Source organism: Arthrobacter sp. C152, from assembly GCF_054890965.1.
The window spans coordinates 16520-37907 of the sequence record NZ_JBTZSU010000016.1; the positions used below are offsets into that span (position 1 = coordinate 16520).

At 62.6% G+C, this 21388-nt stretch carries 20 protein-coding genes; 7 read left to right on the forward strand and 13 right to left on the reverse strand.

Annotated features, from left to right (window positions below; all coding sequences use genetic code 11):
• Positions 1-32 precede the first annotated feature (32 nt).
• The 7 genes from gmd to ACYSM9_RS12550 all read left to right on the forward strand — a co-directional run bounded on the left by gmd (position 33) and on the right by ACYSM9_RS12550 (position 8252).
• Complete coding sequence (gmd, locus tag ACYSM9_RS12520; RefSeq protein ID WP_461857289.1) at positions 33-1058, forward strand: GDP-mannose 4,6-dehydratase; 1026 nt, start codon at positions 33-35, stop codon at positions 1056-1058.
• 8 nt (positions 1059-1066) lie between these two features.
• Positions 1067-2029, forward strand: a complete 963-nt coding sequence (locus ACYSM9_RS12525; protein WP_461857290.1) for a GDP-L-fucose synthase family protein — start codon at positions 1067-1069, stop codon at positions 2027-2029.
• Between the two features lie 119 nt (positions 2030-2148).
• Entirely contained in the window at positions 2149-3522 is a 1374-nt protein-coding gene (locus tag ACYSM9_RS12530; protein ID WP_461857291.1) for a sugar transferase, read from the forward strand.
• A gap of 64 nt (positions 3523-3586) precedes the next feature.
• Positions 3587-4900: a UDP-glucose dehydrogenase family protein gene (locus ACYSM9_RS12535; RefSeq protein WP_461857292.1), complete on the forward strand. Its 1314-nt coding sequence runs from the start codon at positions 3587-3589 to the stop codon at positions 4898-4900.
• Position 4901: 1 nt separating this feature from the next.
• A complete protein-coding gene (locus ACYSM9_RS12540) occupies positions 4902-6779 on the forward strand; it encodes a DUF4012 domain-containing protein (RefSeq protein WP_461857293.1) in 1878 nt (625 codons plus the stop codon).
• A gap of 171 nt (positions 6780-6950) precedes the next feature.
• Entirely contained in the window at positions 6951-7544 is a 594-nt protein-coding gene (locus ACYSM9_RS12545) for an LPXTG cell wall anchor domain-containing protein (RefSeq protein WP_461857294.1), read from the forward strand.
• 354 nt (positions 7545-7898) lie between these two features.
• Entirely contained in the window at positions 7899-8252 is a 354-nt protein-coding gene (locus ACYSM9_RS12550; protein WP_461857295.1) for a VanZ family protein, read from the forward strand.
• A 6-nt stretch (positions 8253-8258) separates the two neighbouring features.
• Here the strand turns inward: ACYSM9_RS12550 and galU are convergent, their stop codons facing one another.
• The 13 genes from galU to paaA all read right to left on the reverse strand — a co-directional run bounded on the left by galU (position 8259) and on the right by paaA (position 21223).
• On the reverse strand, positions 8259-9149 hold the full coding sequence (galU, locus tag ACYSM9_RS12555; RefSeq protein WP_461857296.1) for a UTP--glucose-1-phosphate uridylyltransferase GalU: 891 nt from the start codon (positions 9147-9149) through the stop codon (positions 8259-8261).
• Between the two features lie 116 nt (positions 9150-9265).
• Positions 9266-10165, reverse strand: coding sequence for a nucleotidyltransferase family protein (locus ACYSM9_RS12560; protein WP_461857297.1), 900 nt, complete (start codon positions 10163-10165; stop codon positions 9266-9268).
• An 8-nt stretch (positions 10166-10173) separates the two neighbouring features.
• Positions 10174-11715: a tyrosine-protein kinase domain-containing protein gene (locus ACYSM9_RS12565; RefSeq protein ID WP_461857298.1), complete on the reverse strand. Its 1542-nt coding sequence runs from the start codon at positions 11713-11715 to the stop codon at positions 10174-10176.
• A 37-nt stretch (positions 11716-11752) separates the two neighbouring features.
• Positions 11753-12964, reverse strand: a complete 1212-nt coding sequence (locus tag ACYSM9_RS12570; protein WP_461857299.1) for a PqqD family protein — start codon at positions 12962-12964, stop codon at positions 11753-11755.
• Between the two features lie 3 nt (positions 12965-12967).
• Complete coding sequence (locus ACYSM9_RS12575) at positions 12968-13228, reverse strand: PqqD family protein (RefSeq protein WP_461857300.1); 261 nt, start codon at positions 13226-13228, stop codon at positions 12968-12970.
• A 23-nt stretch (positions 13229-13251) separates the two neighbouring features.
• Complete coding sequence (locus ACYSM9_RS12580; protein WP_461857301.1) at positions 13252-13845, reverse strand: hypothetical protein; 594 nt, start codon at positions 13843-13845, stop codon at positions 13252-13254.
• Between the two features lie 232 nt (positions 13846-14077).
• Entirely contained in the window at positions 14078-16195 is a 2118-nt protein-coding gene (locus tag ACYSM9_RS12585) for an excalibur calcium-binding domain-containing protein (RefSeq protein ID WP_461857302.1), read from the reverse strand.
• Between the two features lie 269 nt (positions 16196-16464).
• Entirely contained in the window at positions 16465-17256 is a 792-nt protein-coding gene (locus ACYSM9_RS12590; protein ID WP_461857303.1) for an enoyl-CoA hydratase/isomerase family protein, read from the reverse strand.
• Positions 17257-17280: 24 nt separating this feature from the next.
• Complete coding sequence (gene paaE, locus ACYSM9_RS12595) at positions 17281-18507, reverse strand: 1,2-phenylacetyl-CoA epoxidase subunit PaaE (protein ID WP_461857304.1); 1227 nt, start codon at positions 18505-18507, stop codon at positions 17281-17283.
• A 10-nt stretch (positions 18508-18517) separates the two neighbouring features.
• Complete coding sequence (paaD, locus tag ACYSM9_RS12600; RefSeq protein WP_461857305.1) at positions 18518-19024, reverse strand: 1,2-phenylacetyl-CoA epoxidase subunit PaaD; 507 nt, start codon at positions 19022-19024, stop codon at positions 18518-18520.
• Positions 19025-19029: 5 nt separating this feature from the next.
• Complete coding sequence (paaC, locus tag ACYSM9_RS12605) at positions 19030-19926, reverse strand: 1,2-phenylacetyl-CoA epoxidase subunit PaaC (RefSeq protein ID WP_461857306.1); 897 nt, start codon at positions 19924-19926, stop codon at positions 19030-19032.
• Positions 19923-20231 carry a 1,2-phenylacetyl-CoA epoxidase subunit PaaB gene (gene paaB / locus ACYSM9_RS12610; protein ID WP_461857307.1) on the reverse strand — a complete coding sequence of 103 codons (309 nt, stop codon included), beginning with the start codon at positions 20229-20231 and terminating at the stop codon, positions 19923-19925. The genes paaC and paaB overlap by 4 nt, the downstream gene beginning before the upstream one ends.
• Positions 20228-21223 carry a 1,2-phenylacetyl-CoA epoxidase subunit PaaA gene (gene paaA / locus ACYSM9_RS12615; protein ID WP_461857308.1) on the reverse strand — a complete coding sequence of 332 codons (996 nt, stop codon included), beginning with the start codon at positions 21221-21223 and terminating at the stop codon, positions 20228-20230. Before paaA ends, paaB begins: the two co-directional genes overlap by 4 nt.
• Positions 21224-21388 lie beyond the last annotated feature (165 nt).

Consider the following 21388-nt stretch of genomic DNA (forward strand, 5'->3'; position numbering starts at 1 on the left):
TTTTTATTTTCTTTCGCACCACGGGGGGCAACATGACTAAGCGCGCGCTTATTACCGGAATCACCGGACAAGATGGATCATACTTGGCCGAACTCCTACTCAGTAAAGGCTATGAAGTACACGGCCTCATTCGCAGGGCCTCTACATTCAACACGGCCCGGATTGACCATCTCTACGTCGATCCGCACGATCCGCAGGCAAAGCTCTTTCTGCACTACGGGGACCTGTCCGACGGCGCCCGGCTGGTTACTCTCTTGGCGGATATTCGGCCGCACGAGGTGTACAACTTGGCGGCTCAGTCACACGTTAGGGTCTCCTTTGATGAGCCCGAGCACACAGGTGATACCACTGGTGTTGGGACAATACGGCTGCTAGAAGCGGTCCGGATGTCGGGGATCGAAACCAAGTTCTATCAGGCCTCGTCCTCAGAAATGTTTGGGGCAACGCCTCCCCCACAGAACGAAGAGACTCCGTTCTACCCTCGGTCCCCGTATGGCGCCGCCAAGGTTTACAGCTACTGGATCACGAAAAACTACCGCGAGGCCTACGGAATGTTCGCGGTGAATGGAATTCTGTTCAACCACGAGTCCCCTCGCAGAGGCGAGACGTTTGTTACTCGAAAGATCACTCGCGCTGTGGCCGCCATCAAGGCTGGCAAGCAGGATCTCCTTTACATGGGCAACCTGGATGCCGTGCGCGACTGGGGATATGCCGCTGAATACGTCGAGGGCATGTGGCGCATGCTGCAAGCCGACGAGCCAGATGACTTCGTTCTCGCAACAGGTGGGAACTACACGGTCCGCGACTTTTTGCAGATCGCCTTCGAACATGCAGGTCTCAACTGGGAAAATCACGTCAGGTTTGACGAGCGGTACCTGCGCCCCACCGAGGTGGATGCCCTTGTTGGGGACGCATCCAAGGCACAAGAAAAGCTGGGGTGGAAAGCTTCGGTCCATACCCCCGAGTTGGCCCGAATAATGGTTGATGCAGACATGGAAGCTCTCAAACATGCCGGAAACCACTGGATCGACAGCGTAGATCTGGCAAGTTGGAAATGAGCAGTTCGGTGGACTACTCAGTGGGGCCTCTTGATAGGACGGCGCCTTTCTATGTTGCAGGGCATCGTGGCTTGGTCGGTTCAGCGATCTGGCGGAACCTCGAAAATGAGGGGTTCCAAAATCTGATCGGTCAAACTTCATCTGAACTGGATCTAAAGAACCGGGACGCCGTTTTTAGCTATTTTGCCCGGATGAAGCCGCGCTATGTTGTTCTGGCCGCCGCTAAGGTCGGAGGGATTCTCGCCAACAACACGTACCCGGTCGACTTTCTCACAGAAAATCTCCAGATACAGGTCAACGTCCTTGACGCTGCGCGCGAGCACAGCGTTGAGCGGCTCCTCTTTCTTGGGTCCTCGTGTATCTACCCGAAATATGCGGAACAGCCCATCAGAGAAGATTCCTTGCTCACTGGGCACCTCGAGCCGACAAATGATGCGTACGCAATTGCGAAAATTGCTGGAATTATGCAGGTTCAGGCAGTCCGCCGGCAGTACGGGCTTCCGTGGATCTCCGCGATGCCCACTAACTTGTATGGACCTGGGGACAACTTCTCCCCCAAAGGTTCGCACGTACTTCCCGCACTAATCCGGCGGTATGACGAGGCCGTCCAGGCCGGTGCCCGATCAGTCGAGAACTGGGGCACAGGTACACCCAGACGCGAGTTCCTTCACGTCGACGACATGGCCGCAGCATGCCTTCATCTCCTTGAAAACTACGACGGGCCCTCCCAGGTCAACGTCGGAACCGGGTCAGACGTGACGATCAAGGAACTTGCCACACTGGTAGCGGACGCCGTTGGCTACCAGGGTGACATGACCTGGGATACAAGCAAGCCCGATGGAACACCTCAAAAACTTCTTGATGTTTCGCTTCTTGCCAAGGCGGGATGGACAGCCAGCATTCCCCTGAGTGAAGGAATCCGTCAAACCGTCGCGTGGTATCGGGCTAACAGCCAGCACCTTCGAGGTTAGGGTCATAAGGTGGGGGTTATTACGTGGGCACTTCTTTTCTAACGGAGAACGGCCAGACAACCGTATCTAAACGCTGGCGGCGGCGATATACATCGCGCCTCCGATTGGTGGACGCTGGTGTGGTCATCTGGGCGGTGGCCGGGGCTTTCGGTATTCGATTCGGCTTTTCCGATATCAGCGACAGTCATGCGAAGGACACCGACTACGTCATTCTCTCAGTCGCCCTTGTTGCAAGCTGGTGGTTGATGCTTGAGCTTTGGGGCTCCAGGGACCCCCGCGTTCTGGGCTCAGGAACGGAAGAATATAAGCGAGTAATCGCGAGCTCCGTATGGTTGTTCGGTGCTGTCGCGGTGGTTTCGTACGCCCTGCGCATCGATACTGCCAGAGGCTACGTTGGTCTAGCTTTCCCTGCAGGAGCATTCGGGCTGCTGGTCGGTCGCTGGCTTGTCCGGCAGCACTTGACCCTGGAGCGGAGACGCGGAGTGAGCAGCGCACGAGTACTCATAATCGGAGGCGTATATTCGGCTGCGCACCTTGTCCGTTCGCTTCTGAGTGTTCCAGCGGCGGGCTACCGTCCAGTTGCCGCTCACATGCCGGGGGCGGCTGCGGCTGCAGACTTCGCTGTTGTCGGAGTACCGGTGACGGGCGTGGAAACGGACTTTGATTCGATAATGGAGTCCATTCTCAAAGCCGACGTCGACGCGGTGGCCATTTCGGCCGGCGTGAACATTCACCCAAAGGACCTTCGCCGTTTGGGATGGGAGTTAGCAGCCCGAGACATCGGAATGATCCTCGCGCCCGCTCTAACCGATGTTGCTGGACCAAGGATCCATACACAGCCTGTAGCCGGTCTTCCGCTTATCCACGTATCCACTCCAAAACTCACGGGCGGAAAGAAGGTGGCAAAGCGCTCCTTCGATTTGGTTGTGGCTGGCATGCTGGTGGCCATGCTTTCGCCTGTCTTCTTATTACTGGCGATTTTGGTAAAGCTCACCGACGGGGGCCCAGTTTTCTACCGCCAAGAGCGCATTGGTCTACGGGGCACGACATTCAGCATGTTGAAGTTCCGGTCCATGAAGGTTGATGCGGACGCTCAGCTGCAGGCACTCCTGCGGGCCCAAGGATCTGCGGGTACTCCACTGTTTAAAGTTGAAAACGATCCTCGCATTACGCCCCTAGGTCGCGTGCTTCGCAAATTCTCGCTGGACGAGCTCCCTCAGTTGCTGAATGTTCTGGGCGGGAGCATGAGTCTGGTCGGCCCACGCCCTCAGAGAGAAGGCGAGGTCGCCCTCTATGACGATGCCGCACATCGGCGCCTGTACGTGAGCCCCGGCATGAGCGGCCTTTGGCAAGTCAGCGGGCGTTCAAATCTGAGTTGGGAAGAGAGCATTCGGCTTGATCTTTACTATGTTGAGAACTGGTCGTTGATGGGTGACATCATGATTCTCCTGAAAACATTCAAAGCAGTCTTTGCAAGCACAGGTGCGGTCTAAATAGAGGGTGAGTAACTCTCTCAGGTGTAGGGCGGCTAGTGCCGTCTGGTAGGGGAAGAACTAAATGCGTATTTCTGTAATCGGCTGCGGATACCTCGGAGCGGTCCATGCGGCGTGCATGGCCAAGCTTGGACACGAGGTAGTCGGCATCGACGTGGATGAACGAAAGATTTCGGAGCTGGCTGCCGCACGCGCCCCCTTCTTTGAGCCCGGATTGGACGAACTGCTCAAAGAAGTCCAAGCAACTGGCCGTCTGTCATTTACCACGGACATGGCGTCCGCTCAGGGGAGCGCGGTTCACTTTATCTGCGTGGGGACACCGCAGAAGAAGGGCGAGAATGCGGCCGACCTGACCTTTGTCGATGCTGCCACGGCAGCACTCATCCCCTACCTTTCTCCAACCGACGTCGTCGTCGGGAAATCAACTGTTCCTGTTGGAACCGCCAATCGATTGGCGGGCGTTGTGCAAGAGGCCGTACCAGATGCACATTTAGTTTGGAACCCGGAGTTCCTCCGGGAAGGTCACGCAGTTTCTGACACTCTCCAGCCAGACAGACTCGTATATGGCGTCACTGATGGCTCCGAAGAACACGAGGCCGTCCAGGTTCTGGACACCGTATACAGCGTGCCGCTGGAAGCTGGCACGCCTCGTCTGATAACAGATTTACCCACGGCTGAACTCGTAAAGACGGCCGCCAATTCGTTTCTCGCGACCAAAATCTCCTTTATCAACGCCATGGCAGAGTTGTGTGATGCTGCCGGAGCAGATGTGACGCTCCTGGCTGACGCAATAGGCATGGACGACCGGATCGGTCGGAAATTTCTCAACGCTGGTATCGGGTTCGGCGGAGGTTGTCTCCCCAAGGACATCCGGGCCTTCATGGCCCGCGCCGGCGAACTCGGAGCGGATCAGGCGCTCACGTTCCTGCGCGAAGTCGATGCAATCAACATGAGGCGGCGAACCAGGGTTGTGGAACTGACCCGGGAAGTTTGCGGCGGCTCACTCCTCGGTCAACGGATAACAGTGTTAGGGGCAGCATTCAAGCCTGAGAGTGATGACGTCAGGGACTCTCCAGCGCTAAGCATCGCCGCACAATTGCAGTTGCAGGGAGCGGTGGTGACTGTCACTGATCCTGAAGCTCTCGGAAACGCGGCTCGACGATTCCCGGAACTCCATTATGAAGCTTCAACGGACGAAGCGCTCCGCCGGGCGGACGCGCTTCTGCTTCTGACTGAGTGGCGTGAATATCGAGATCTTGATCCCTACGAGACAGCGGCCAAAGTCTCTGGACTGAAGATACTGGATGGCCGGAACGTACTGGACCCAACTAAGTGGCGGGCGGCCGGGTGGACCTACCGCGGGCTTGGTCGTCCCTAGAATGGACGACCAGATAGTCACCAGGCCCTCCTTTTCTGAAGTGCCAAGCCTTTCCACGCGACGCGACCACCGAGCTAAACGGCTTCGCTTTCTGCGCATAGGCCTGCCCATGCTGGCCTTGGGAATCGCGTTGGGAGGGAGCGCTGCATGGTTGGGGCTAAAAGCGACTTCGATCAGAGCGCACCTAGAAGCGGCCGCGGATCTGGTGCCGCAGCTCAAGGAAGAAATCGTTTCGTCCGAGGCGAACCTGGCCGAAGAAACGGTTTCAACGCTTCGGGAACACACATCTGCCGCAAGAGCAGATACTGAGGATCCCTTATGGACCTTGGCTTCAGGTATTCCCTGGGTGGGACCAAACCTTAGTGCAGTCTCCGAAGTCGCCAGGTCTGCTGACGACGTCGCGACTTTAGGTTTGAGCCCGTTGGTGAGCGTTTACGACTCCTTGAACTGGGAATCGTTGATACCTAGTGGTTCAGGCGCCAACCTTGAACCAATCAAGGCGGCAGCGCCGAGCGTTTCATCGTCTGCCTACGCGGTCCGAGCCTCTTGGGAACGGTTGGATGCAATTAAGGCGGACAACTTACTGCCCCAGATCGTTACCCCGCTTCACCAAGCAACCGCGGAGTTGAAACAGGCAAGCGATGTGCTCAATGTCGCTGCTGACGCGACAAACATAGCCCCGTCAATGCTTGGCTCTGATGGGGCACGAAACTACCTCCTGATGATCCAGAATGATGCCGAGGCCCGGGCCTCGGGCGGCATTCCAGGCGCCTTGGCCGTTCTCACCCTCGACAAAGGCAAGCTCTCCCTGGGACCACAGAGTAGCGCAGGGGATGTCGGCATCATGTCCCCTGTGATACCAGTAGATCCACAACAGCAGCAGATCTACTCGACACGGCTTGGAAAGTACTTCCAAGATGTGAATCTCACCCCTGATTTTCCCACTGCTGCGAGCAGCGCACAGGCAATGTGGGAAAGAAAAACCGGCCAACGTGTCGATGGTGTCATTTCCGTAGACCCGGTTGTCCTCAGCTACATCCTCCAGTCCACGGGACCGGTTTCCGTCAATGGACCCGAACTGGCAGCAGTGAAGGCCTCGGGTCTGCCGACGGTTCTCACGGGTGAAAACGTTGTCCCGACGCTTCTCTCCAACGTCTATGCAAAGATCAAAGAACCTAAAATGCAGGACGCATATTTTGCCGGCGTTGCAAAAGAAATCTTTGTAGCGCTGTCCAGCGGGAAAGGCGAAGCCAAGGGGCTGATCAGTGGTTTGTCACGAGGGACTGAAGAAGGACGGGTACTGGTGTGGTCCGCAGATACCTCCCAACAATCCGTCATTTCTAAATACGCTCTTAGCGGCGCTATTTCAGGACCAAGTGTGTCAGCCGCCCAGTTCGGCGCCTATTTCAATGATGGAACGGGTGCCAAGATGGACTACTACGTCAAACGCACAGTCCAACTAGTGAAAGCGTGCCCTGCGGACGGGTACGAACAAACGATCGTCCGCATAACGAGCACCAACACGGCTCCCACCAACGCTGGGTCTATCTTGCCTGCATATGTGACCGGCGGAGGCGATTTCGGTATCACACCGGGTACTGTTCAAACCAACATCGTCGCTTACGGCCCGGCGCACGCAAATGTAGAATCGGCCACGGTTGATGGCCAGAAGACTCCTTTCGCTCCTTACATCCATGCGAACAGGCCTGTAGGCGTCGTCGCCCAGCAGCTTGCGCCTGGCGAAAGCAAGACTGTGGACTTCACCTTCGGGAAAATCGTTCAGCACACCGAACCTAACGTGGTTGTCACACCTACTGTCCAGCATGTAAAAGACGTTATCCTGCCGACGGAAAATGCGTCCTGCGACCAAGGCCAGTGACGGCTGCGTAAACACTATGTAAACCGACTGGATTGAGGTTGGTCACAACCTATCCGGGATGGTACCTTCTTTATTGGGATATCTATCCGTAGTACTGCACACGGTCTCGTGCAGAGGGGACATTCCCCAGAATCGGGTTTCAAAACTTAAACGTCTCCGGGGGGACATCGCATGAAGAAGACTTTCGCTGCACTCGCGCTTGCAGGCTCCATCGCACTGATCGGCTCGGCACCTGCCATGGCCGCAACATACCCGGCACTTCCGCCGCAGGCCGCCGTTTCTGACGGTACCGTTGGCCCGGGTGAAACCTTCGTCTTCCGTGGGCAGGGCTTCCTCGCCGGCGAATCGCTGACCATCAACGTCACGCCCGGCAACCCGCCGGCAGCAACCGGCGCAGGACTGGGCCGCTCGGTCTCCGCAGCGATTCCCGTCTTCACTGCAACCACTTTGGGTGCGACTGCTGACGCACAGGGCGCGGTTTCGCTGCCCATCTCCATCGGGGAAGCAGGCACCTACTCCATCACCGCTACCGGTAACACCTCCGGCATCACCGTCGGCCCCGTCACGGTCACCGTGGCAGCTTCCCTGGCCAACACCGGTGGCACTGCTGCTGGTGCTCCGCTGGCCAACACCGGCGGTCTGGCCAACACCGGCGCCGACTCCGGTCTGGTTCTCTGGACCCTGGTTGGCGCAGGCGCACTGGCCGCCGGCGCAACCTCTGTAGTGGTGGTTCGCCGCCGCGCCAAGGCTGAGGCTGCTGCCTAACGGCGATACCTCCTAGCACCAAAGAGGGTGGGTGGTTCTCCTGTAACGGAGAACCACCCACCCTCCGCCTTTATGGCATTGTGGTATTTATATGACCTATGGGGAGACATTGGCGCAAAGCACCGCGGGAACTCGATTTTTCAATCCCACTACCCCACCCACAGACGCTCCGCTACGCTTTCGTTATCCTACTGGCCGCCTCCGCCGTAGGAACCGCCGCCCTAGCCCTTCTACGGGCCTCCTGAGGACGCTTTGAGGCTCCTTCACCAACAACGGTTCTGGCGGCTCGTTCTCGCGTTCATGATGGTGCCACTGGGGTTGATCGCCTTCTGGCCCAGCCCCGTGGATAAGCCTGTGGCAGGGCAGCTCGCAAGCGTCCTGTATTTTCTTCACCGCCACGGCGTCCCTAACTGGGTCAATTACCAATTCGTCGAGGCATCCGCCAACGTGGCTCTCTTTATCCCGCTGGGAATTGTCAGTACACTCGCATTTCCCAAAAAGTACTGGTGGCAAATTGGTGCGTTCGGGCTGCTGGTGTCCGGCTGCATCGAACTTGGGCAGTTCTTGTTTCTTCACGACCGCTTTGCAAGCCCGTCAGATATCGTGACGAACACGACAGGGGCTGTCATAGGCGCTCTGCTCGCTGCTTTGGCACTCCAAAAAAGGAGGTCCGCTGCCTTCCGGCAACGGACCTCCCACAGTCAGTAGAGCGGACTACCCCACGAAGCCCTTCATCCAGGTCTTCAGGTCCTCGCCGAACTCCACACGCTCTGAAGCGAGGGTGATCACTGCCTTGAGGTAGCTCAGCTTGTCGCCGGTGTCGTAGCGGCGGCCCTTGAAGACTACACCGTACACGCCGGAGCCTTCGCCCTCACCGGCGGCCAGGGTCTGCAGTGCGTCCGTCAGCTGGATCTCGTTGCCACGGCCCGGTTCAGTATTCTCCAAAACCCCAAACACTGAGTGGTGCAGCACGTAGCGGCCGATCACGGCAAGATTTGAGGGTGCCTCGCCAACAGCCGGCTTCTCCACCAAGCTGTTGACGCGGACGTAGTCCTCGCCTTCCACGGCCGTGATGTCCGCGCAGCCATAGGCGCTGATCTGCGACGGATCCACTTCGATCAGCGCGATCACCGAACCGCCGGTCTTCTGCTGAACCTCCATCATGCTGCTCAGCAGGTCCTCAGCCTCGTCAATGAGGTCGTCACCCAGGAGAACCGCGAACGGCTCATCTCCGACGTGCTGCTGAGCGCACAGCACCGCGTGGCCCAGGCCCTTGGCTTCACCCTGGCGGACGTAATGGATGGGGCCCAGGTTGGAGGCGTACTCCACCATGCCCAGCTTGTCCTTGTCCCCCTTGGCCTCAAGAGCAGCTTCCAGGCCCGGTTCGCGGTCAAAGTGGTCCTCGAGGGCGCGCTTGTTGCGGCCCGTGATCATCAGCAGGTCGGTAAGACCCGCATCCACCGCTTCCTCCACCACGTACTGGATGGCCGGGCGGTCAACCACCGGCAACATTTCCTTCGGCATTGCCTTGGTTGCAGGCAGGAAGCGAGTTCCCAATCCGGCAGCAGGAATGACGGCTTTGGTAATAGCTTTCCCCGTAGTCATAGCTGAACCTTAACAAATTTGGTGGGCTAACCGGCAATTGGTTGCTTATTCCGATAGGCCCACCTACCACTAAAAGCCGGCCATTTTTCGGCCATGAGGCTGCCGCGGCGGGACCGTCAGAGGCGTTGAAGGTCCCGCACAAGGCGTGGCAGCGCGCGGAGGAATTTTCCCCATCTGCCCCGGTGCTGGGCAGCGCGGCCGAGCAGCGACATGTCGGCATAAATGTTCCCGCTCAGCAAGGACTCCGGCCGTGGGAAGACAGCCCGGTAGAGCAGCTGCGGTCTGTCCCGCCATGGGGCCTGCAGGATGGCAATCAGTTGCGCGCTGCCGGGTTCTTTGACCATGAGACGGTTTCGCCACTCCACAGAAGGCTCAGGCCACGTGACCGACACTTCTGCCGGCAGGAGTGGCTCAAGGAATGGGCGCAAGGCGGCCAGGGAACCAGTCGCTACTGCAATGTCCATGAGGGAGGACACGTGCGACTGCTCTCGTGTTGCGTGTTCCAGGTGCTCCAGCTCCCGACTGGAAGCGGGCAAGTGGGGCGCACGGAGGGAATGCAGTGCCAGCATCAGGATTCCCAGCGGCTTCGACGGCACGTGCAATTCTTGTCCTGCAAGTTCCAGGATCTCTGTGTTCTCCCACATCTTGTGGAAGCAGTCGGCAGGCGCCTCTTCCATTCCGGGAAAGCGGAAGTGGACGTCGATGCAGCAGGGCCACTCGGGGTGGTGGAGCGTCACCGAGTGCTTCGGGAAAGTCCGGCTATCCGGATCCACGGGACGTTCCAGCCAACCCCGCTCCCGCAGGCCCTGCAGTAGCTGTTCCAGGGCGGAGGGTTCAACGAACACGTCCACATCAGTTGATGTCTTCGGCTGCCGCAGCCCGTGGACGACGCTGGCTGGTCCCTTGATGAAGAAGCACCGGATTCCGAGCGTGTCTGCTACCCGCTGCACCAGGGCGTGGCCCAAAAGGACGCCCTCAGGAATGCCAAGCAGCGCTTCTTCGGCTTCGCCGAGCATGAACAGACCTAGACCTTGACCCGGCGCCCGGCGGGAGCTGCCTCGAAGCCCCGCGGGGACTCCTCCGGGTTCTCAGGCGGCAGGAGCCCGGTGGCAGACGTCTGGGACGCCGCAGACGTGTACGTCCCGTAGTACGAGTAGGCGTCCGTTCCCTTGGTGGGCACGTAGTTGAGGACGGCGCCCAGGACGCGGCCCCTGACCTTGTCGAGGTTCCCCAGGGACTGGTCCAGCTGCTCCTGGGTGGTCTTGCCGGTCCGAATGACCACGATGGCACCGTCGGCCGCACGCGAGAGCACGGCGGCGTCTGTCACGGGAAGCAGAGGCGGGGCGTCGATCAGGACGACAGCGTCCTTGGCCAGTGCGTCCAGCATGTTCTTCATTGCCCGGGACCCCAGCAGTTCGCTGGGGTTGGGCGGGATGCGGCCGGACCCGAGGACCGAGAGGTTCGGCAGGGCACCCCAGGGCTGCAAAACATCCGCCAGCCGGGCGCTGCCGGTGAGCACGTCGGTGACCCCCACTCCCGGAACCAAATTGAAAACATCCACCAGCGTGGGGCGGCGGAGGTCGCCGTCGACCACCACCACGTTCTCACCGGCGGCCGCCATGGTGACCGCCAGGTTGGCTGTCACCGTCGACTTTCCTTCTGCCTGCATGGAACTGGTGACCACGATGATCCGGGGCGGCTCGTCGACGTCAAGGAAGCTCAGGTTGGTGCGCAGTTCCCGGAGGGCCTCGGCCATGGCACCGCCGGCGTCGTGCACCTGCGCCGCGGTGCCGGCGTCAAGGACGGTGCTCTTCCCGTCCAGGCGGTGGTCCACCGGCAGCGTCCCGATCACGGGGATGCCAAACAGGCGCTCGATTTCGGCGGCCTTGCGAAGACGCCGGTCGAGGTGCCGGCGGACCAGGGCGTAAGCCACCCCCAGGGCCAGGCCGACGAGGGCGCCCAGGGCCAGGTTGAGCTTGATGTTCGGTGATGTGGGGCTGGTGGGAAGGACCGCCTTGCCGAGGGGCTGTACCCGGACAGCGCTCGGCGTACTGGCTGTTGCCGCCTGCCCTGCTGCATCCGTGGAGGGAGTGGTCTCGATGGCCTCCACCTGCGCGGCCAGGCCGTTCACCCAGGCATCGGCCACGCGCTGGGCAGTGGCCGGGTCGGTCGACGTCGCCGTGACCCGGATTTCGGCGGTGTCCAGCGGCACCTTGACGCTGATGCTGCCGAGCAAGGCGTCCGCACCGGTTTTCAGGTCAAGGGACGCGATGACCCGGTCAGCGACCAGGCGCGACTTCGCCACCGACTCGTAGTTCTTGACCTTCGCCTTGGCCAGGCTGTCCCCCGCCAGGGCCAGGCTCACGTTGTCCGAGCCCGGCGTGACCACGATGCCGCTGGAGTCGGAGGAGTAGATCTTGGGCTGGAGGACGGTCCAGCCGGCGGCTGCCAGGGTAGCCAGCAGGGTGAAGGCGGCAATGGCCTTCCAGTAGACCGGCAGGATGTTGAGGTAGTCCGCCAGGTCCAGGCCGGAGGGCGCCTCCGTGGACGCGGTGGTTGTGCTCATGATGGTTCCTTAGGTTCAAGTTTTGTGTGCGCGGGGGTCAGTTTCCGCCGCGTTCCAGGACTGTCCTCGCTACCAGCTGCTCCACGGCATTGACGACGGCGGCCCGGTAACCTTCGGGCGCGCCGTGCACCTCCGCGACGTAATCCACGATGCGGTTCAGGTCCACCGGGCTGGCGCAGGCCTCCCAGATGGCCGGGCCGATCCCGCTCACCCGCACGATCTCGTGGTCCAGCATGACCAGCAGGTCGCCGCCGATGGCCACGGCGTCCTTCGGGATCCGGCGCCGGATGCTGCCGCCACGGAACTCGCCGGAGCGGTCGGTTCGGGTCGCTGCCGGTTCCCATGAATTTCCCGACGGCGGCTGCACCTGGAACAAGGGCTCCAGGGCCGCCGGGAGGTCGGCAGCCTCCGAATAGGTCACCTGCCACACTCCCCCGACACTGTCGATGAGGCGGCACAATGACTGCAGCGGCTCCACCACTTCGGCCTGCGAGGAGGAGTCCGGGATGAGCGCCAGCAGTGCGTCGGCCAGCGGTACCCGCTCCAAGGCTGGAGTGGTGGGGCCGGGCACGCGGTTGAGGAGCACGACCGACTGGATGAAGGGCATGCCCGGCGCAGGCTGCAGCCCGAATTCGTCCGGCCCCACCTGGCGCTTGGGTCCGCCGGCCTTCTGCTTCACCGACAACGGCTTGGGGTACGGGACCACCGAGCCGTCCCAGCCGATGGCCACCGTCTCGTCCGTGACATAGCCGTACGTTCTGGCAAGCACGGACGCCGCCGTGGTCTTCCCCGTTCCCGACTTCGCCACCAGCGCCACCACTGCCCCAGTCCCGGGGTCAGCCACGCCGCAGGCGTGCAGCATGGTCAGCTCGCCGGCGTTGTCCAGGATGGCGGCGACCGTAAGCCGGGACGTGAGGTTCTCAGCCAGCTCCTCAAAGGAGGCGGCCTGAAGATGGAACGGGCCGCCGTCGTCCTTTATCGACGCGCACGCGACGGACGCCGTGAACGGCCGCTCATCCGTGGGTTCCAGCGGCACCGGCGGAAGCACAGGCTCCTCGGCGCTGGCACACCGCGCCCAGGCCGCGCTCATGGCGATCCGCTGCTGCCACGTGACGGCAGAGCCCCAGCGGACAACGAACCGCCTGCCCAGCACATCCAGGCAGAGCAGGTCGCTGCCGCGTGCCAACTCCTCGAACAGCCGCTGCTGCCATGGCGAGCGGACGCTCCCCAGGATTCCCGTGGATGCCACGGGCTACCGGGACGTGCCGTGGGCAGCCTCGATCAGGCGCTGCGCTTCGAGGTTCGCCAGGAACTCTTCCACCTGGGCCTGCATTTGGCCTGTTGCGTCCTCAAAGGTGTCCTCGAGTTCTGTGAAGATTTCCTGCTGGGTCCGTTGGCCGTCGATCAGGTCCCAGATGACGGCAGCCGGGCCTTCCAACACAACAGGCTGGGTTGCGTCGAGGTGGAGCAGGGCGACGCGGGCCCTTGGCTTCGTACAGACCTCGGCGACCAAGCCGCCACGTTTCCAGACCATCGTCAGTAGTTGACGCTCAGGGCGCCGGTCATGATCCGGTCCGTGCCGTCGGGGAGCCTCAGCGTGATGGTCAGCGTGTAGTTGTAGGTTGTCTTGCTCGGAGACGAGCCGGTGAGGCGCTGGTACTGGAAGGACAGGGGGAAGCTCAGGGTTTGGCCACTGGTAAGGCCGCCCGCATAAGTAAATGTGGCGTTGTATTCGAACGTGGCCGAGTAGGCCGGGTTTGCGGGCGTGAGGGTTCCTGGGGTCAGGGACTGGATGCCTGCACCGGCGGTCACCGTTCCGGTTGGCTTGATGTTGATGGTGCCGGTGATGGAACCTGTGACTGCAGAGCCACTGTTGTAGATCTGGAAGCCCGTAGGCCCCGTGCCGGTGTGGTTGGTGCCTGTGCCCGTACCCGTTGAGCTGACGAAGGAAATGCTTGAACCCGGGGCTACCAGCGAAGCTGTGGCTGAGATACCTGAAGCCGCAGCAGCCGGAGCGGCGATGGCTGTAGCGATCACCGGCACGGACCATGCAACGCCGGCGACCACGCGGCGTCGGCTGACACCACTTTCTTCTTTTGCATCAATATCGGCGTTCAAAACTTCAGACAATTGTGCCCCCATGAGTAAGTCTCTCAACGCCGCTGCCTATTTGAGACCGGCAGCGGGCATCGGCCGGAATTCTCCGGCTTCAACTACTCTTTCGAACGCAGATAAAGATTCCTTCAATGGGCCTTCAAGGTTGACTCAAGAATTCTTCAAGCGGTCTTGAGCTTCCTCAAACGAGCCAGGTGCAAAAAAGCCCCAGCCTCGATGATCGAGGCTGGGGCTTTCCACTGGTTGCCTATTCGCAGGCGATACCGTCCAAGTCCCGATCCAATGCGGTGCGGTAGCCGGGCTGCCACCAGTAGAGGGGCGCTGCCCCTGCAGCACGCACAGCATCGCAGTTCGCGTAGTAAACCGGAGCCGGGGCGGGAGCGGGCGCAGGCGCAGGCGCCGGAGCCGGGGCCGGGGCGGGAGCAGGCGCGGGCTGGTAGGCGTCGGACGCGTACTCGATGCTGACGCTGCCGGAGCGCCACGTGATCCGGCCACCCTGGTAGTCCTGCGAGTACCCGCCACCGCTGGCACCATACTCATTGGTGGTCGGGTAGCCCAGACGCCCTCCTTCGGAGCCCTGGCCGACCCACGCTGCCCTGATCCCACCGGTCATCACGCGCGCACCCGAAGCAGGAGACCACACCACCTCTCCGCCTTGGAAGTACTGCTTTGCACCGCCGCCGACAAGGCCACCGACCTCATCGGAGGTGGGGTAACCGAGTCCGCTGTTAGGGCCGCCAGCATTGATCCACGTCTGGCCGATACCGCCCTTGATGAACCGGGAGCCCGTGGCAGGCGACCAGACGATCTGCCCGTACTGGAACGCCTGCGTCACGCCTCCATTGGCGGTGGCGTACTCGTCCGTGGTGGGGTAGCCAAGGCCACTGAGCGGACCTCCTACTTTGTCCCAGGTGGCACCGATGCCGCCCTTGGTGATGCGGGACCCGGTTGCAGCGTTCCAGGAGATCTTGCCGTACTGGAACCCTTGCATGACGCCGCCGGGCATCGGCGCATATTCATCCGTCGTCGGATAGCCGAGACCGCTGAGCGGGCCGCCCGCGTTATCCCAGGTGACGCCGATGCCACCCTTGGTGATCCTGGACCCGGTGGCCGGGTTCCACGAAATCTTGCCGAACTGGAAGTCCTGCATCACCCCGCCGGCCATCGGTGCGTACTCGTCAGACGTCGGGTAGCCGAGATCGCTGTTTTGGGCGCCGATTGAGTGCCATACGGCATTGATGCCGCCGATGACCATGTAGGCGCCGTACTGCTGGAGGTAACCGATAGTGCCACGCTCAAACAACTGGTAGGCCCCGCCGAAACGCTGACCCGTGAATTCCTGGGACGTTGCAGCGCCGAGCACCGCGGACGCTGCCGCGTACTTGGCACCGATCGCGCCCGACGTCGTGAAGCTACTCTCAGCCGCCGGGGCAGGTGTTTCAGCCTTGGGCGGCAACGCAATCGTCGCGCTGCCGCAGATACTTCCCGACAGGTACCGGCTCAGTTCCCCCTGTTCAAGGGTGTCAATGGTGAGGTTCCAGCGGTACTTCACGGCGACCCACTGCTGGGCGTAACGGCATTGGTCCAGGGCGGGGAGCCACGCGGCAAAGTCGCTGCCGCCCTTGGCCTGGTTCACGTTGTCCGTTACGGCCTCCAGGCTGCCGCCGTATGCCAGATCGTTCGCGAATGCCTGGCGCTGCTCCGCCGTCCACGCCCAGGCGCCCGACTTCCACGCCTCGGCCAGCGGCACAAAGTGGTCGATGTCAACGTCGCTAGGGTTGGTCCACGTCGCACCGTCGTACCAGGAGTTCCACTGGCCGGACGTGACAGTACATCCCGCTCCAACGGTGGCGGGCACGACGGACTCGGCGATGAGCACCTCAGCGCGCGTATCGCAACCGTTACCGTCTGCGTCAATCCAGTGGTTGAAATTTGCCCGATCGTAAGCCAAGGCCGAAGGCGTTGCCACCGTCAGCTGGCCCAACAGCGATGCGGCGGTAGTGGTTGCTCCACCCGCCACGGCCTCAGGCCGGGCTATCTGGGCTGGCTGGGCTGCTTCCGTTACGGGAGCTGCCGAAGCTGTGGGCTCCGCTGATGCAACAGCGTTGCCGCCGGGCGCTTCGGCTGGTGCTTCCGTGGCTGCCGCTGTTGGTGTGTCCGTGACGCCCGCTGTGGGCGTGGCCGGTGCCGGGCTTTCTGCCTGCGGTGACGGCGCTGCTGTGGGTTGGGAAGTTGGTTCCGTGACCTGGTCGTTGGTTACGGTGGTTGTTGGTGCTGCGATGGCCGGTGCAACATAACCGAAGCTGCATGTTGCGATGGCAAGTGAAGCAGCGGCGGCGAGAAGCCGCCTCTGAGAGGCCCCCATGTTTGATTCTTTTCTCATTCGAGCTGCCGCGGCACATCGACAAGTGATCCAAGCATTCGTTGCGGAAGCAACAGACCGATAACTCCCGGCGTCAATGCTGAAACGGTGACAAGGCGAGTCCTGCGCCACCCATCGAGTCGCCGCTTACCCCGGCCTGATTTTGCTTACCGACTCAGTGCAGCGTGCTTTGACCTGGTTTATCCAGGCTCGCTAACTCTTTCGAAGATGAATCAAGGCATCCGCAGGGGAAACTCAAGATTGGATCAAGATCACGAACCAACGCCGCCCGTGAACTTCGGCTCCCGCTTCTCCTGGAACGCCCGGAAACCCTCCGCGTAGTCCTCGGTCTTGCAGAGGCGCGCCTGCTCCTCGTTCTCCTCCTGCATGGCCTGCCACAGGCCCAGGCGCTGGTCGCGGATGTGCGCCACCAGCTCCTTCGACGCAACAAACGCTCCCGTGGCCCCGGCAGCCACCCGCGCAACGATCTCCCTCGTCGACTCCAGCAGGTCACTGGCCGGCATGGCCCGGCTGAACATCCCCTGCGCCACTGCCTCGGCGCCCGAGATCAGATCCGCCGTGTAGATCAGGTCCAGCGTACGGTGCATGCCCAGCCGCTCCGTGAAGTACCAGTGGCCGCCCGAATCCAGCGTTGCCCCCAGCTTGGCGAACGGCGAGCCGAGCTTCGCGGTCTCCGCCACGTACACCACGTCCGTGGCCAGCAGCAGCCCCAGCCCCACGCCCAGGCACGCCCCCTGCGCGGCAGCAAACGTCGGAGCCGGGAACGCGGCCATCTTCTTCAGCAGCGGTTCCACCAGCCCGCCCAGGTACGCCGCGGCGTCGTCGCTCTCCGGGGTGACCCCCGCGATGTCCCGGCCCGCGCAGAAGGCCCGGCCCTCTCCTCTCAGCAGCAGCGCCCGCACCTCGCCGCGCGAGGCGGCGGCAGCAGCGTCGTCGTACGCCTTGCCGAGCTCCTTGAGCGCCTGCTCATCCAGCGAGTTCAGCTTCTGCGGCGCGTCCAGCACAACCTCGGCGATGCCGTTGCTGATGGAAAGGGAAATCATGAAGCTCCTTCTTGAAGAAAAGACTTAGACGTCGAAGTCGACCGTGACTTCCTTGCTGGTGGGGTGGCTCTGGCAGGTCAGCACGTAGCCCTTGTCCAGCTCATCCTGCTCCAGCGCGTAGTTTTCGTCCATGGTCACGCTGCCGGTGACCACCTTGGCCCGGCACGTGCCGCACACTCCCCCGGCGCACGCGAACGGCACGTCCGGGCGCACCCGCAGCGCCGCGTTCAGGATGGACTCGCGGGCGTGCGTGGGGCTGGCCACCTCGCCCTGCAGGCCGTCCAGCTTGAACGTGATCTTGTACGTCTCCTGGCTCTCGTCCACGATGACGGGCCGGCCGGCGTGCCCCTCCGGGCGGTCCGGCTTGCCCGACGTGAACAGCTCGAACCGGACGTTCTCCGGCTTCACCCCGCGCTCGGCCAGGGTGTCCCGGCACAGCTGCACCAGCTCGAACGGCCCGCAGAGGAACCACTCGTCCACGTCGTCCGCGTGCAGGGCGGTGCCCAGCAGCTGCTGCAGCTTCTCCGCATCGATCCGGCCGGACAGCAGCGGCGCGATCCGCTGCTCGCGGCTCAGCACGTGGTGGATGGCCAGCCGCTGCGGGTACTTGTCCTTCAGGTCCGCCAACTCCTCCAGGAACATCACGTCCATGGCGGCCTTGTTGGCGTAGATCAGGTCGAACCGGGTGTCCGGATTGGCGGCCAGCAGCGTCCGGGCGATCGCGATCACCGGGGTGATGCCGGACCCCGCCGCGATCGCCACAAAGTTGCCTGCCTCCCCCGCCAATTCTTCGGGGTGGTTCATGGAGTTCATGACGTTCTGCTCCACGGCCCGCCCGTCGCGGCCGTGCTTGGACACGAACGCGCCCATGGGGCTCATCACGTCCAGGGTGTCCCCCGCCTTCAGCTCGGCGTTGGCCCACGTGGAGAACAGCCCGCCCAGGTCCTTCTTGATGGCCACCCGGATCTCGCTGGTGCCGTCCGCGAAGCTGCGCGGCTCGGCGCAGATGGAGTAGCTGCGGCGGATCTCCTTCGGCTCCCCCGTCTCGTCCGGGAGCGTGGTGCGCAGGGCCACGTACTGACCCGGCAGGTAGTCGAACTGGCCGGCGAGCTCCGCGGGCACATGGAAGCTGACCTCGATGGCGTCCTCGGTGAGCCGGCGCACCTCCTTCACGGCCAGGGTGTGGAAGGACGGACGACGGCGGCCGGTCACCTCAGCCTCTTCGGCGGCGGTCTGGCGGACAACAGGCATAGGGGCTTCCTTACAGGACTTTGAAGTAATCGAACGGTTCCTTGCAGTCCTGGCACACATACAGCGCCTTGCAGGACGTGGAACCGAAACGGGTGAGTTCCTTGGTGTTGAGGCTGTTGCACTGCGGGCATTTCACGGCCATCTTGAGCCTGATGGCACCCGTATGGCCGCCGGCTTTGCTGTGCCCGGTGGGCGGGGCGATGCCGTACTGCTGCAGCTTCTGTTTCCCGGCCTCGGTCATCCAGTCCGTGGTCCAGGCCGGCGAGAGGACCAGGTCCACCTGGACGTCCTCGTAGCCCTCCTTGTGAAAGGCGGTGTACAGGTCGTCGCGGATGGCGTCCATGGCGGGGCAGCCCGAGTACGTGGGGGTGATGGTGACCCGCACGCCTCCGTCCGTGCCGACGTCGACCTTCCGCAGGATCCCCAGGTCCGCGATGGTGAGGACCGGGATCTCCGGATCCACCACCGTGGCCGCGACGTCCCAGGCCTGCTGCTGCGTTTCCTGTTCGGTGATCATGACGGTCACCAGCTCGCCCCGGGATGCTCGCGGGCCAGCACCTGCATCTCCGCGAGGATGTAGCCCAAGTACTCCGAGTGCTTGCCCTGCCGGCCACCGCCCGGGGCGCCCGGAACGTCCGGCACCTCCAGCTCGGCCTCGCTGAGGACCGCGCCGGTCAGGCGGTCAAAGTCTTCTTTCAGGCTGGAAGGCGCGACGGCGGCCCCCGCCTCGGCAAGGCGCGTCACCAGGTCATCGTCCTGGAAGAGTTCGTTCACGTACGGCCACATGGTGCGCAGGCCGTGGATCATCCTGGTCCGGGATTCCTCCGTGCCGCCGGCGAGGCGCAGGACCCACTGGGCGCTGTGGTCGCGGTGGTAGTCCACTTCCTTCACGGCCTTGGCGGCGATGGCGGCCAGCGTCTCGTCGGTGGATTCGGTGAGGCGGCGGTAGAGCTCGTACTGGTAGTAGCTCACCACGAACTGGCGGGCGATGGTGGCGGCGAAGTCGCCGTTGGGCTGCTCAAACAGCTGGACGCTGCGGAACTCATGTTCGCGGCGGAAGTAGGCCAGGTCGTCCTCGGACTTGTCCCAGGCCGCGCCGGCGTAGGTCAGGAAGCTGCGGGCGTGGCCCAGCTGGTCCAGGGCTATGTTGCCCAGGGCGATGTCCTCCTCCAGCTCCGGGGCGCGGGAGATCCAGTGGCCCAGGCGCTGGGCGAGGATGAGGGCGTCGTCGCCGAGCCGCAGGGCGTACTCCGCGATATCTTCTGTCGGCTTGACCAGGCCCGTTTTGACCTCGAGGGCGATGTCCTCCGGGCGGAGGGCGTTGCCGGGGGTGATCCTTGTTGCGGAGGCGTTGGAGTCGCCGCCGGCCACACCGGTGGAGATGTCGCCGTGGCCTGTTGCCGTTTCGGGGGTGCTCACAGGTGCTTCACTCCCTCGCTCTTGGTGTAGTACGTGGCGTGCCGGTAGTCCTTGCCCTGCGGGGACTCGAAGAAGCTGCCCTTGGAGTCGGGGTCGCTGGCGGCGATGGCGTCGGCCGGGACCACCCAGATGGAGACGCCCTCGTTGCGGCGGGTGTAGAGGTCGCGGGCGTTGCGCAGGGCCATGGCGGCGTCCGGAGCGTGCAGGGACCCGGCGTGGACGTGGCTCAGGCCGCGGCTGGACCGGACGAAAACCTCCCACAGGCCCCAGGCGTTTCCAGTGGACTCGGCGGTTGACTCACTCATGCTGCGTATTCCTTCTGCTGCTTGGCTGACTGTTTTGCTGCATAAGCCGCAGCTGCTTCACGGACCCAGGCGCCGTCGTCGTGCGCTTCCCTCCGGCGCTCAAGGCGCTGGGCGTTGCAGGGGCCGCGGCCGGCGAGGACCTCGTGGAACTCGTCCCAGTCCAGCGGGCCGTGCTCCCACTTCCTGGTGTCCTCGTTGAAGCGGATCTGGTCATCGGGGAGGGTGAGGCCCAGGACCCTGACCTGCTCCACCATCATGCCGACGAACCGGCTGCGGAGCTCGTCATTGCTGAACCGCTTGATGTTCCAGGCCATGGACTGCTTGGAGTTGGGTGAATCGTCGTCCGGCGGGCCGAACATCATCAGGGCCGGGGCGTACCAGCGGTTCACGGCGTCCTGGGCCATCTGCTTCTGCGCTTCCGTGCCGTTGGAGAGCTCCAGCAGGATTTCGAAGCCCTGGCGCTGGTGGAACGACTCCTCCTTGCAGATGCGGACCATGGCGCGGCCGTAGGGACCGTAGGACGCGCGGCACAGCGGGACCTGGTTGCAGATGGCTGCGCCATCCACTAGCCAGCCAATGGCGCCCATGTCCGCCCAGCTCAGGGCCGGGTAGTTGAAGATGGACGAGTAGCGGGCCTTGCCGGCGATGAGGTCGTCCATCATCTTGTCCCTTGACTGGCCAAGGGTCTCGGCGGCGCTGTAGAGGTAGAGCCCGTGGCCGGCCTCGTCCTGCACCTTGGCCATGAGGATCGCCTTGCGCTTCAGGCTCGGGGCGCGGGTGATCCAGTTGGCTTCCGGCTGCATGCCGATGATTTCCGAGTGCGCGTGCTGGCTGATCTGGCGCAGCAGGGTCTTGCGGTAGGCCGCGGGCATCCAGTCGCGGGGCTCGATGCGGGAGTCCTCGGAGATGATGCGGTCGAAGTGGGCCTGCCCTGCGGCGTCCGCCTCCGGGGTTAGCTCATCCGGCACTGACTGCAAGTTCTGCGCTGCCATGGTTGCTCCTATGCAAGACCTGTCGGGCGCCTTTTTCCGCGGCGCCGATTTATTTACCGACCGTTCGTTCAGGATATGTTGGCGGGTGCGCGGCCGTCAAGCGCCCCGGCTGCTTTCCGGGGCTTCCCTTCAAGACCGGCCCGCAGCCGCATGAGCGCCGCTGGC

What these genes read in the sequence shown, in the direction of transcription:
- galU (WP_461857296.1), bottom strand. Translation starts at nt 9,149, where the DNA reads ATGACTACGGGGAAAGCTATTACCAAAGCCGTCATTCCTGCTGCCGGA.
- ACYSM9_RS12540 (WP_461857293.1), top strand. Translation starts at nt 4,902, where the DNA reads ATGGACGACCAGATAGTCACCAGGCCCTCCTTTTCTGAAGTGCCAAGC.
- ACYSM9_RS12590 (WP_461857303.1), bottom strand. Translation starts at nt 17,256, where the DNA reads ATGATTTCCCTTTCCATCAGCAACGGCATCGCCGAGGTTGTGCTGGAC.
- paaE (WP_461857304.1), bottom strand. Translation starts at nt 18,507, where the DNA reads ATGCCTGTTGTCCGCCAGACCGCCGCCGAAGAGGCTGAGGTGACCGGC.
- ACYSM9_RS12545 (WP_461857294.1), top strand. Translation starts at nt 6,951, where the DNA reads ATGAAGAAGACTTTCGCTGCACTCGCGCTTGCAGGCTCCATCGCACTG.
- ACYSM9_RS12565 (WP_461857298.1), bottom strand. Translation starts at nt 11,715, where the DNA reads ATGAGCACAACCACCGCGTCCACGGAGGCGCCCTCCGGCCTGGACCTG.
- ACYSM9_RS12585 (WP_461857302.1), bottom strand. Translation starts at nt 16,195, where the DNA reads ATGGGGGCCTCTCAGAGGCGGCTTCTCGCCGCCGCTGCTTCACTTGCC.
- paaA (WP_461857308.1), bottom strand. Translation starts at nt 21,223, where the DNA reads ATGGCAGCGCAGAACTTGCAGTCAGTGCCGGATGAGCTAACCCCGGAG.
- paaD (WP_461857305.1), bottom strand. Translation starts at nt 19,024, where the DNA reads ATGATCACCGAACAGGAAACGCAGCAGCAGGCCTGGGACGTCGCGGCC.
- ACYSM9_RS12560 (WP_461857297.1), bottom strand. Translation starts at nt 10,165, where the DNA reads ATGCTCGGCGAAGCCGAAGAAGCGCTGCTTGGCATTCCTGAGGGCGTC.
- paaB (WP_461857307.1), bottom strand. Translation starts at nt 20,231, where the DNA reads ATGAGTGAGTCAACCGCCGAGTCCACTGGAAACGCCTGGGGCCTGTGG.
- gmd (WP_461857289.1), top strand. Translation starts at nt 33, where the DNA reads ATGACTAAGCGCGCGCTTATTACCGGAATCACCGGACAAGATGGATCA.
- ACYSM9_RS12535 (WP_461857292.1), top strand. Translation starts at nt 3,587, where the DNA reads ATGCGTATTTCTGTAATCGGCTGCGGATACCTCGGAGCGGTCCATGCG.